Source organism: Anabaena sp. CCY 9402-a, from assembly GCF_963920945.1.
Taxonomy (GTDB): domain Bacteria; phylum Cyanobacteriota; class Cyanobacteriia; order Cyanobacteriales; family Nostocaceae; genus Trichormus; species Trichormus minutissimus.
Genome location: NZ_CAWUDL010000006.1, coordinates 74,331 through 86,387 on the forward strand (window position 1 = coordinate 74,331; position 12,057 = coordinate 86,387).

Consider the following 12,057-nt stretch of genomic DNA (forward strand, 5'->3'; position numbering starts at 1 on the left):
TTATCTTCAGATCATAGCTTCAAATGTAACAAATACTTTAAATTTATTTTAGTATGTTAATAATTACTTAACCTAAATTTAAAAATACATGAATTTGCTGGTTAATAGTAGTTTAAATCAAGAATATAAATAACAAATAAAGTAGTCATGTGCTTTTACGGATCTACCAATGTAATACCAAAATGTTTTGAATTAGTATAAATTGAAGAACAGTTAAATGTATTTTATGCAACTTTGGTCAGAATTACTGATGATTACTATAAGAACTTTATATAGCAATCCTCTTCTATCTATGATAACTACCAGATTTTAGACTCCAGATTACTGGTATTCATCAGGGCTTTCCTATCTGATCAATGATGTTTAATTGCTATATATTGCTGAATGAGAGCCATCATTTAGTAAAAAAACATCTACAATTTTAATAGCAGCCTTGCATGAGTAAGTGGGCAATTTCCCGGTGACAGTACGTGGTTAGTTCAGCTACGACATTTTTTGCCTGTTTGCCGTGATATTGCTGTTGATGTTGAGATGTAATCCAATAGGGACGACCAATTAACACAGCCACGCGACGATAAATTACCAGAGGATGCCAACCAGACTGATTAAATAAAGGTTCGGAAGGGTCAAATAAACTTAACAACCGCAAGGGAAAAGCGGCTGTATTCACCTCTTCTAAAGAGGCGATCGCCACTGGTAACACACCTAAATCTGACACATCAGAACGTAACGCCAGATGAGCAAACCCACGACGAAATTCACCCACTTGATTCGGTTCAGTGTATTTCACCATGGGATTAGCACCTTCAGGAAACACTCCCACCATCTGTTTTCTTCGTAATAACTGCTGGGACTGCACAAAAAAGCTTTGCTGACGCTGCTGGTTTTCTTCTAGAGGAAAACAACCTAATTGTCCCGTGACAATCTCTCGCAAAATTGGTACTTGTCCCATGTAGTGATGACAAGCAAAGCGAATCGGACTTTCTAAAGCTGCCATTAATATCAGGGCATCCATAAAACTGCGATGATTGCTCACTACTAACAAACTAGCATCTTGGGGAATGCGATCCTCGTAATAACGAAACATATTTGTTGAGAGTGTAGCTAAGAATGATTGAGAAATGTCTAGAGGTCTATTGAGACTCATAGCTAATCTATATACTTTGCGAAAAATATCGCAGTTTATCTTGACTTAATTTTTACATTTCTTTACTAATCCCATGACTGTCTTAAGGTAGAAATGTTTTATGAGCAGAAGCTAGCAAATATCAATTATTTGGGGGTTTACATTACCTATAACTATAGATGTGATAAAAAACATTTAACTGAATTTTTAATAGTTAATTTCTGTCTTTTTTATGAAAATTAGCGAGATTTATATAAATAACAAAATCATGCTTAATGTCGTAAATTTGCTAATATAAAGTTATTGTTGAAAAAAAGAACAATAATGTTATATAATTGCTTGGTTTTGCTCTGAAAATTAAAAAATAAACGTTTTAATAATTTGATTTTTATTTTGCATGAATATAGTGGATAAAACAGAAAAGACATTTGCACTAACAACCCCGTTATATTATGTAAACGATGTACCACACCTAGGTAGTGCTTATACAACAATGGCGGCAGATACACTGGCGCGGTTTTATAGGTTGCGAGGAAAGCAAGTATTATTAATTACAGGTACAGATGAACACGGACAAAAAATTCAGCGATCGGCAGAGAGTTTAGGCAAAGCACCACAAGAGTTTTGCGATCAAATATCGGCTAGTTTTGCGTCCTTGTGGGAGTTGCTCAACATTAAGTGCGATCGCTTTATTCGCACTACCTCACCGCGCCACGAAGCCATTGTTAAAGAATTCTTCCAACGAGTCTGGGAAGGTGGGGACATTTACCAAGGTCAACAAAAAGGCTGGTATTGCGTATCCTGTGAAGAGTTTAAAGAAGAGAGGGACTTATTAGAAGGCAATTTCTGCCCTATTCATACCAACAAAGAAGTTGAGTGGCGAGACGAACAAAATTATTTCTTCCGTTTATCTAAGTATCAAACTCAATTAGAGGAATTTTACCAGTCTCACCCAGACTTTATTCAACCACAAAGTCGTCGCAATGAAGTTTTAAACTTTGTCAGCCAAGGGTTACAAGACTTTTCCATTTCACGGGTAAATGTAGATTGGGGTTTTTCTGTACCAGCTGATCCCAACCATACCTTATATGTGTGGTTTGATGCCCTGCTGGGTTATGTCACAGCCTTGTTAGATGCTGATACCACCCCCACCTTAGAAAACGCCCTAGCCAAATGGTGGCCAATTAACCTGCACTTGATTGGTAAAGATATTCTGCGCTTCCATGCTGTTTATTGGCCGGCGATGTTGATGTCAGCCAATTTACCTCTACCAGAAAAGGTATTTGGGCATGGGTTTTTAACCAAAGATGGACAAAAAATGGGTAAAAGTCTGGGTAATACCCTTGATCCTATAGCACTAGTTCAACGCTATGGTAGTGATGCCGTTCGTTATTACTTCCTTAAGGAAATCGAATTTGGCAAAGATGGCGACTTTAATGAAATTAGATTCATTAATGTTTTGAATGCAGATTTGGCAAATGATTTAGGTAATTTGCTCAATCGCACCCTAAACATGGTGAAGAAATACTGTCCTGAAAATGCACTGTCAGTTAACAATGAAGCTGTTCCTGCGGAAAATCCTTTGAAAGCCATCGGTTTACATTTAGGGGAAAAAGTTAAACAAGCCTACGAATCACTAGCGTTCAACCAAGCTTGCGAAAATGTGCTTTCACTGGTGCAAGCCAGCAACAAGTATATCGATGATCAAGCACCTTGGACACTATATAAACAAGGGCAACAACAGGAAGTAGAGACTGTACTTTACACGGTTTTAGAATCTGTTAGACTAGCAGCTTATCTGCTTTCCCCTGTGATTCCGAATATCAGTAGCGATATTTATCGGCAGCTGGGCTTTGGAATTGATTTTAATGAGCAAACAGCAAGTTTTGATACCCATTCAAAATGGGGATTACTATCTAATCAACAAAACTTGGGGAAACCCCAACCCATTTTTAAACGCATAGAACTACCAAAAAATGATTAGTCTTTGGAATTTTTGATTAATCTTGTTTTAGTGCCATTTTTTATTTTTTTCAGAAAAAATAACGGGGCGAAACTTAATTATTAGCCCCGGAACGTTATCATAAGCCGATAGTATTCTCAACTTGAAAAATTCTATCAAAAATATCAAAAATAAAAATGAGGTATGACAATAATGTTGAATAACTTGGAAAATGACTCGATATTTACGCCTGAGCAGGTTTTAGAAAATCGAGGACGTGTTGCTATATTTATTGACGGCTCAAACCTATTTTACGCAGCTTTGCAATTAGGCATTGAAATTGATTACACGAAACTACTGTGTCGCTTAACAGGTGGTTCTCGATTGTTACGCGCTTTTTTCTATACTGGTGTAGATCGCACCAATGAGAAACAACAGGGGTTTTTGTTGTGGATGCGGCGGAATGGTTATCGAGTCATTGCTAAAGATTTAGTACAGCTACCAGATGGTTCTAAAAAAGCTAACCTAGACGTAGAAATCGCTGTAGATATGATGGCTTTGGTGGATTCTTATGACACCGCAGTGTTAGTTAGTGGTGATGGGGATCTAGCTTATGCAGTAAATTCCGTCAGCTATCGTGGTGTCCGGGTAGAGGTTGTAAGTTTGCGTTCTATGACTAGTGATAGCTTAATTAATGTTAGCGATCGCTATATTGATTTAGAGGCTATCAAAGAAGACATTCAAAAAACCCCACGCCAAAGCTATCCCTATCGACCTTTATCTGGCATGGGATTTTTAGATGATACCAGCGATGGACACCTAGAAATTCAGGATTAATGCAGTATAAACAAGATAATTTGGAAATAAGCACAAATTTAAATCAGGAGGGGGGAAGAAAAACAACTTTTTCCCCATTTTCTTTACTTAAAAGTAATTGGTATTATCTACCTTTAACTATTTGCCTAATACTTGGTTTAGTAGCTTGTGGAGTTAAATCCCCCATAAGCAACCAAGCAAATAATTCTGATTCATCTAGACAAGATAGCAATTTGACTTTCTTCGATGTCACCCTCGAACAAGCAGATGAAGTAGGAAGACCAGTCTGGAGAGTCAAAGCTAAACAAGCAGAATATACCAAAGAAAAACAAATTGGTGAAGCTCAAAGCCCTTATGGGGAACTTTATCAAGATGGCAAAGTAGTTTACCAAGTCAAAGCCGAAAAAGCAGACATTGAACAGGATGGTAAACAACTATTTCTCAAAGGAAAAATAGTAGCTACAGATCCGGCAAATGGGATTATCTTGCGAGGAAATGAATTGGAATGGCGACCTCAAGAAGATTTATTAATTGTCCGTAACCAAATTAATGGTAGTCATAAACAACTCCAGGCTGTAGCGCAGGAAGCAAGAGTAAAAACCCGTGAACAACGTATGGAATTTTCGGGTGGTGTAGTAGCAACTTCTGCCGATCCCCAGATAAAAATGCGAACCGAGCATTTAATTTGGCAGATTAAAGCAGAAACATTAGTCAGCGATCGCCTGATTCAGATTGACCGTTACAAAAATAATCAAATTAGCGATCGCGGTAAGGGTAATTCGGCCGAAGTCAACTTGAAAACTAAGATTGCTACACTAGCAAACAATGCTCAAGTAGAGTCATTAAATCCCCCAGTTCAAATCACTAGTAAGTCATTGACTTGGAACATGAACGGGGAAACCGTCACCACAAATTCACCTGTACGTGTGTTTCATAAAGCAGAAAACGTAACTGTAACTGCTAACCAAGGTGAAATGAAAATTGCCCAAAAAATAGTTTATTTAATAGGTAAAGTCAACGCTATTGGGCAGCGTCGTCAGACTCTCAATGCTCAAAAAATGACTTGGTATCTGGACAAAAAATTACTAGAAGCCCAAGGAAATGTAGCTTATCAACAAGTTGATCCCCCCGTAAATTTCAAGGGTGAAACTGCTGTCGGTAATCTGCAAACCGAAAATATTGTAGTTAAAGGGGGCGGTTCTAGGAACAGAGTAGTGACAGAGATTATTCCCAATGTGAGGGATTAAGGACTGGGTAAACTCTACCTTGCCTCCCTTATCTCCCCCGCCCCTTCTTCCTAGCTTTTAAAGACAATCTCATTCCGGTTAGTATTACCCAGTTCTGGTAAAGATTTAGCAGTATGAGGCGTGAGGGCATTAGGAACGTGAGGAGGGATTTGTAACTGCTGTACTAGACTTTGCAAAAGTTTGTCTTGTTGTTGGCGGAAAGCTGTGATTTGTGGGCCACGGTTAATGATGGCAAACCAAACTAAACCGCGATCGCGTGTTGGTACAACCCCAGCTAAAGCACTGACATCTCGCAAAGTCCCAGTTTTCATCACAGTTGCAGCCGGTAAATGCCGATGCTGCATCGTACCTCTGTGGTCAAATCCAGAAGTGGGAAACAAATCAGCCAAATTGAGTTGATCAGCAGCAGCTTCCTGTTGAATTGCCATCAACATTGCACAAGCAGCCCTAGGAGAAATGCGATTTTCTTGCCCCAGTCCTGAACCATTAATTAACTGAATTTCTGCCTCTGGTACATTAGCCATTTTTGCAGCTTTTACCTGCACTACTTGATGACCGCCTACTGAGTCTGCCAGCATATGAGCCATTTCGTTGTTGCTGTAAACGTTCATCTCCTTGATTAATTGCTTCAGAGGTAGAGAACGGTGACGCACTAGTAAAGTCTGTTGGGGGTTGGACTGTGGTGTAAATTTGACTTGACCTGCAATCACAAGCTGGGGTTTGGGTGTACCCTTGGGCATGATGGAGTGGATATAAATTGCCGGACGAGTCCAAGTTTTGGAATTGAGAGATTGCTTGAGCATTTGTCCAGCTAACAGGGGATGTCGTTGAAAATTCATGGCGAAATTGCCAGTAATCACTAAATTTCCCTTGACTTGCTTGATCCCCATTTTGTTGAGAGTATTACCCAAAGCGATCGCTTCCTCCCAAACAAACATAGGGTCGCCACCACCAATAATGACTAAATCTCCTTGTAGAACACCGTTTACTATTGGCCCTGTAGCACTGATCATGGTATCGAATTGGTGGTTAGAACCCAAAGTTTTCAAAGCCACCAACGAAGTCGCAATCTTGGTGAGAGAAGCCGCAGGTAAAGGTGTTGTACCTTGATGATCAGCCATTAGCACAGGCCCCGACTGCATCCAAATTCCCTGACTTTGAGTGAGATTTTGCGCGATTAACTTAGATTTTAATAATCCTTGGAGATATTGTTTAACGGTATTAGCCCCTGCTGGATTGGGATCGGGTGCAATCACTAAGCCAGGACTACTTTGCCAAGTTAGTGGATCTAAGGCATCTGACGGCTTGATTTGAACTCCAGCCATTTCCAGCCAGAGGGATACCAAACCTGAACCCAACAATTCCAGCATGATTTAATCCTCTTAGGATGTAACAGAACACAACAATTTGATTTACTGTGCTACTATACGGGATTTTTAGTGTAAATCAGTATTGAGCCGTAATAATTGGTGTTTTTTCCCTCTCTGGGTAGATTCAATTACATGGTTTTTGTATCTGTTTTGACAATTTCTCAAAGTTGAGCATTGATTCAGAGCGATCGCAGATATATTCACTAAGTTATCTACATTTACCAAATTCTTCAATATAAATAAAATAAGCAAATAAGGTGATTTAGCGATTGCCTACGTTTAAGGTCTAGGAAATATGTAAAAGTACCATTGAGGATGAGATCCAAACTGACATTTATCAAGCTATTTTACTCCACCTCTCATCATGGTTGAAAAAAAATGACAATTGACGAATATTACAAAAAATATGGCAGCAAAATAACGCAAGACAGTGAACGGCTTTTCGTTGAGGAATTTTTATATCCGTTGATTGGCTCAAAAATTGAAGGAGTCGTGCCGCAATATCCATTTATAGACCGAACAGGGAGAAACCGTCGGATTGATTTTGCCTATCACGGAGAAAAAGCACATATTGCTCTTGAAGTGAACGGCGAAACCTATCATGCCGAAGGCATAATCGCAAATGAAACCTTTGATGATAATTTATTTAGACAGAATGAAATTTTACGAAGCGGCTATGTTTTGATGCGATTTTCTTATAGTCAGCTTCAAAGCCCACAATGGCGACCTGTTATTTTAGAAACTCTACGAGATACGTTTAGAACTTACGCGCCAGAGCTTTTAACTGAATATATCCTAGCACCGACCACTTTACAAGAAGAAGTATTACAAGCCCTTAATTTTTATCGAAACGAAAGAGGCTGGAAAAAAGGCATTGTTGTTTTGCCAACTGGCACTGGTAAAACCATCTTATCTGCGCTCGATTCAATGAACACCAGCGAGCGCGTTTTATTTATGGTTCATCGGCTTGATATATTGGCGCAGAGCATTGAAGCCTATAAATTTGTAAATCCAACCGTCCGTATCGGTATTTTGACTGGAGATCAACGATTAAATGAGCAAGATTGCGACGTGCTTTTTGCGTCAAAGGATACTTTGCGCCAACCGTCAGAGCTTGCCCGATTTTCCCAAGATTGGTTTGATTATATTGTTGTGGACGAAGTTCATCATGGTCAAAGCCCGACTTACCGGGAAATCCTGACTTATTTCACACCGGGCTTTATGCTCGGAATGACCGCTACGCCAGACCGCACCGACCGCAAAGATATTTTCGAGCTTTTTGACTATAACAAAGTCTATGAAATGCCCCTTGCGGAAGCCATCGAGCGTGGCTTTTTAGTTCCATATACATACTATGGTTTAACTGATGACGTAGATTATTCTCGCATTCGGCACGATGGGAAGAAATATAAAACCAACGATTTAGAGCGGTTTTTAATTATCCCGGAGCGCAATGCGTCAATTTTACGTGAATATCTCGATAAAGGGGAGGGTGACAAAGCGATAGGTTTTTGCGTATCTATCAAACACGCCGAGCGAATGGCTGAATACTTCAATCAAAACGAAGTATCCGCCGCCGCAATTCATTCTCAAAGCCCAACCCGCGACAAAGATTTGAAAGCCTTCAGAGAGAATAAAATTCAAGTTGTTTTCACAGTTGATCTTTTCAATGAGGGCATGGACTTTCCAAACGTCCGCATTTTGCTTTTCTTACGCCCAACTGAATCGAAAACGGTTTTTATTCAACAATTAGGGCGAGGCTTGCGACTTTGCGCCGGGAAAGACCGCGTTAGAGTGCTGGACTTTATCGGTAACTACAAACGTGCCAACCAAATTAGAAAATATCTCTCTAAAGGAACAAAGCCGGGAGCGGAGGATGGCGGTAGAGGGAAAAAACTTGAATATGAATACTCAAACGGCTGCGAAGTTATTTTCAGCGCGGAAGTAGAAGAAATCTTAAACCGTCAAGATGCGGCAGAGGCAGGTGTAAGCAAGGAGGAATTGAAAGACGCTTATTTTGCCCTTGCAGAAACATTAGGGCGCAAACCGAGCCAAACCGATTTGAACGCAAGCGAGTATAAAGCGACGGTTTATATCCGTATTTTCGGCAGTTGGATGAAATTTTTGCGGGAAATTGGCGAATATACCGAAGCAAGCTATCATTACCCGCAAGGCACACATTTAGGGCACATTCTTTCAATTCTAAAAGTGTTCGGAAGCGGTAACCGCGCCGGAAGTCATCTTGATGATGAGTTTATACGCTTGCGCGGTGGACTTGGCGAGAATCGCTTAGGCACATATCAACGGCAAGTAAAATATAAACTACAAGCAGCAATGGAATTAGGGATTTTACCCGACGACCGGAATTTTGCGGCAGATGAAGTCTATCCGCTTGAATTAACACCTCTTGGCAGAGAACTTTACAACGCTTTTCATCCGATGCTTAACCGGCTGAATTTAGATTTTCCGCGAGAAGCAGACGGCATCCCATCAACCCGGATGCAAGATAATGAAGAAGCCTATAATAACGCGATCCGCGAGCATATCCGGGTAGATGCCGGGGCGCGTGCAGTTGCTTACCGCATATTCCTGAAAATGCACGCCGTTCAGCAAATGCTGGCATTTCTTTATCATATTATCCGCACCGCCGAAGTTGACCGCAGCACCATTTACGATCAATTTTTCAAAGCCCCTTTTGTTAAGCAGTTTTGCGATCAGGAAGGCATTGACGAAGCCACAGCAGAAGCGGCAAAACGCCGTTGCCCATTCTTATTAAATATCCTTGCCGCTTGCGATGTTATAGATGCCAGGCGCAGTAATATAACGATCAAAAGGCTTTTGCTTTTGCCGTCGTTGGTGAAACCTTACCAGCGCGAGGAAGCCGAAACCACTAACGCAAGATTGCGAGCCGTTGCCGCAGCCTTTCCTTACGCACCGGAGCAACTGAATGACGAAGATTTAAGTATTGTGAAAGAGCTTTTTGGCGGAACATTTTTAACAAAAGATTACTATTTGACCGAATTTGAAATAGCAAAAGAGTAAACATGGCAAATCGTTCGCATTTTAATGCCGGTCATATCGGCATGAATACACTTAAAAAACAGAGTAAATCTCATTCATCAAATGGACACGCTCAATCAGAAGTGCCGGATGAGACTATTCATTCCGTAATCATAAAAGATTGCCGTGAGGTTTTGCGCGAATTGCCGGATAATTCAATTCAATTAATTGTTTGCGATCCGCCTTACAACATTCAACTTGCAGACTGGGATTATCACCACAACTATTTAAAGTGGGCTGCTGATTGGCTGGTGGAAGCCGAGCGCGTTTTAGCTCCAACAGGCAATATCGCCCTTTTTGGCGGTTTACAGTATCAGGCAGAAGCCGGGAGCGGCGATCTGCTAACGCTTATTTCGCACATGAGAACCGCTAGTAAAATGCGCCTTGTAAATTTGATTATCTGGAATTACCCAAACGGCATGGGCGCACAGCGATTTTTTGCAAATCGCCATGAAGAAATAGCTTGGTTTGGCAAAACTGAAAAATACTTTTTTGATCTTGATGCTGTGCGCGAGCCGTTTGATGAAGAAACCAAAAAAGCATATATGCGTGATAAAAGGTTGCGCCCGGAAAGCATTGAAAAAGGCAAGAATCCTACTAATGTTTGGCAAATGCCACGCCTTAACGGTAACTCGAAGGAGCGTGTAGGTCATCCAACGCAAAAACCCCGTATCGTTATTGAGCGTTTAATTAAAGCTCTATCATTTCCCGGCTCTACAGTATTAGACTTCTTTGCTGGTAGCGGAGTAACAACCCGTGTAGCGATTGACCTAAAGCGTCATAGTATCGCCTCCGATTTGTCGCCGACCCTATCGCAATATTTAGAACAGCAGTTAAGGGATGTAGCCCACTTAGCACATCGTTCTCAAGGATATAGCTACCAAATAATAAATGATTTGGATCGACACCCAATTATTTCTAAACAAACCGCCTAACAAGGCGGTGTACCGGACTTCGCTTCGCTCCGCCAGTGAGCGCAACCGTTAGACGGAATTCACACTCTGACTTTTCACGGTATCTGGAAAACGCCATTTTGAGCTTTTCTCAAATCCTTGTTTTTACGTTAGCTATTTTCATTAACTTAGAGATTGAGAATTAGTCTGTGGAAAAAGTCACGTTGTTTCGAGGTTTGAGAACTTCCCGTGAAAAGTCAGATTTTATTAACCCAGATTTTTGTCAAGCTTAGAGGCTGTTTGAAAAGTTTTGTCAGGTATCCTTTGTCATTCTGAGTGGAGCTTTGCGGAAGGAAGAATCCGCGTTTTCACCGTTATACTGGGATGCTTCCTTCGTCAGGATGACATAAAAGGGGACGTTTCAAACACCCTCTTACTTCTTTAGGACGCATTCATACCGTTTCTACAGGCGTTAAACCCTCTTAATTTGGCAAAGGTATTGAAATAGCTATTTTTTTTCTGGATGTAATTGCTCTTTTACAGAAGGCATTCCCATCTGGTTAATTGCCGCAATCATTTGATATAAGCGTCCTAAATCCCGTTGATTAAAGTATAAAACTATCCGTGGTAGGTCAAAAGTTTCGTCCTGGTTTTCTTGGGGTAACGTCGGACTTTTTTCAATTCGCCCTTTCACAATAATGTCGCTAAATTGATCATTGAGATATTCCACTTCTGCATCTGATAATTCTTGCATTAAGCGAATTACCAACTGATCACCTACATAGCGACTAGAGTGATAAACCTGGTAGAAACGGGTAATAGCATCACAAGCTACTTCCAAGTTATCGGTGACAGTGTAAAGACTGGGATCTTCAGGACTGACTAGACCTTCTTTTACCAAATGCTCATTAATGTATTGACTCCAAGATTGCCAATAATCACCGCCGGGGTGGTCGATTAAAACCACGGGTACAGGGCCAAATTTACCTGTCTGGCTCAACGTCATACACTCAAAAGCTTCATCTTGAGTACCAAAGCCGCCAGGGAATAAGGCGACAGCATCACTTTCTTTGAGAAGAAATAATTTGCGGGTAAAGAAATATTTAAAATGAATCAGCTTAGGATCGCCCTCAATAATTGGGTTAGCTTCCTGTTCAAAAGGTAACTGAATATTTAAGCCAAAAGAATTTTCTCGTCCAGCACCTTCATGACCAGCCTCCATAATTCCACCGCCGCCACCAGTCATGACCATAAAGCCCAATTTGGTGACAGCACGCCCAAATTGTAAAGCCATTTGGTACTCTGGGGTTGCTGAAGAGAGACGAGCCGACCCAAAAATAGTCACTTTGCGGACGTGTCGATAATCATAAAATAGCTCAAAGCCTCGCTCCATATCTGCTAGAGAAGCAGATAGTATCTTCCAATCGAGGCGATCAATATCACTATCAGCTAGGCGAATGATGGTAGCTAAAGCCTGCTGAATGAGTTGCTGATGCTTTAAAGTCGGTAAGCGATCAATTAATCCAGCGATATCCGCTTGGAGAGACTCGAATGTGTCAAACGACGCAGATGAAGTCATGAGAACTGCCAACACAATGGCATT

Annotated in this window: 8 protein-coding genes; 5 read left to right on the plus strand and 3 right to left on the minus strand. The window is 40.8% G+C overall.

What is annotated here, in order from left to right; all coding sequences use genetic code 11:
• Positions 1–421: 421 nt before the first annotated feature.
• Positions 422–1,147 (minus strand): lysophospholipid acyltransferase family protein, encoded by a 726-nt coding sequence (locus ACM0OR_RS04060; protein WP_414575096.1) that lies wholly within the window; start codon positions 1,145–1,147, stop codon positions 422–424.
• Between the two features lie 376 nt (positions 1,148–1,523).
• Between ACM0OR_RS04060 and metG the strand changes: the two genes are divergently transcribed.
• The 3 genes from metG to lptC all read left to right on the plus strand — a co-directional run bounded on the left by metG (position 1,524) and on the right by lptC (position 5,131).
• Positions 1,524–3,110: a methionine--tRNA ligase gene (metG, locus tag ACM0OR_RS04065; RefSeq protein WP_414575097.1), complete on the plus strand. Its 1,587-nt coding sequence runs from the start codon at positions 1,524–1,526 to the stop codon at positions 3,108–3,110.
• Between the two features lie 171 nt (positions 3,111–3,281).
• Complete coding sequence (locus ACM0OR_RS04070) at positions 3,282–3,905, plus strand: NYN domain-containing protein (protein ID WP_190696935.1); 624 nt, start codon at positions 3,282–3,284, stop codon at positions 3,903–3,905.
• Entirely contained in the window at positions 3,905–5,131 is a 1,227-nt protein-coding gene (gene lptC, locus ACM0OR_RS04075) for an LPS export ABC transporter periplasmic protein LptC (RefSeq protein WP_414575098.1), read from the plus strand. Before ACM0OR_RS04070 ends, lptC begins: the two co-directional genes overlap by 1 nt.
• A gap of 50 nt (positions 5,132–5,181) precedes the next feature.
• On the opposite strand, the gene ACM0OR_RS04080 is transcribed toward lptC, so the two are convergent.
• Entirely contained in the window at positions 5,182–6,501 is a 1,320-nt protein-coding gene (locus ACM0OR_RS04080) for a D-alanyl-D-alanine carboxypeptidase (RefSeq protein ID WP_414575100.1), read from the minus strand.
• A gap of 378 nt (positions 6,502–6,879) precedes the next feature.
• Here ACM0OR_RS04080 and ACM0OR_RS04085 point away from each other — a divergent pair, with 378 nt between their 5' ends.
• A complete protein-coding gene (locus tag ACM0OR_RS04085) occupies positions 6,880–9,543 on the plus strand; it encodes a DEAD/DEAH box helicase family protein (protein WP_414575101.1) in 2,664 nt (887 codons plus the stop codon).
• 2 nt (positions 9,544–9,545) lie between these two features.
• Positions 9,546–10,496 carry a DNA-methyltransferase gene (locus tag ACM0OR_RS04090; RefSeq protein ID WP_414575102.1) on the plus strand — a complete coding sequence of 317 codons (951 nt, stop codon included), beginning with the start codon at positions 9,546–9,548 and terminating at the stop codon, positions 10,494–10,496.
• A gap of 466 nt (positions 10,497–10,962) precedes the next feature.
• Here ACM0OR_RS04090 and ACM0OR_RS04095 read toward each other — a convergent pair whose 3' ends face one another.
• The gene (locus ACM0OR_RS04095) at positions 10,963–12,033 is read right to left on the minus strand and encodes an LOG family protein (RefSeq protein ID WP_414575103.1); all 1,071 of its coding nucleotides are present in this window, start codon (positions 12,031–12,033) and stop codon (positions 10,963–10,965) included.
• Between the last annotated feature and the right edge of the window lie 24 nt (positions 12,034–12,057).

Excerpts from the sequence above, each read along its gene's own strand:
- ACM0OR_RS04060 (WP_414575096.1), bottom strand. The coding sequence starts at position 1,147 with ATGAGTCTCAATAGACCTCTAGACATTTCTCAATCATTCTTAGCTACA.
- metG (WP_414575097.1), top strand. The coding sequence starts at position 1,524 with ATGAATATAGTGGATAAAACAGAAAAGACATTTGCACTAACAACCCCG.
- ACM0OR_RS04070 (WP_190696935.1), top strand. The coding sequence starts at position 3,282 with ATGTTGAATAACTTGGAAAATGACTCGATATTTACGCCTGAGCAGGTT.
- lptC (WP_414575098.1), top strand. The coding sequence starts at position 3,905 with ATGCAGTATAAACAAGATAATTTGGAAATAAGCACAAATTTAAATCAG.
- ACM0OR_RS04080 (WP_414575100.1), bottom strand. The coding sequence starts at position 6,501 with ATGCTGGAATTGTTGGGTTCAGGTTTGGTATCCCTCTGGCTGGAAATG.
- ACM0OR_RS04085 (WP_414575101.1), top strand. The coding sequence starts at position 6,880 with ATGACAATTGACGAATATTACAAAAAATATGGCAGCAAAATAACGCAA.
- ACM0OR_RS04090 (WP_414575102.1), top strand. The coding sequence starts at position 9,546 with ATGGCAAATCGTTCGCATTTTAATGCCGGTCATATCGGCATGAATACA.
- ACM0OR_RS04095 (WP_414575103.1), bottom strand. The coding sequence starts at position 12,033 with ATGACTTCATCTGCGTCGTTTGACACATTCGAGTCTCTCCAAGCGGAT.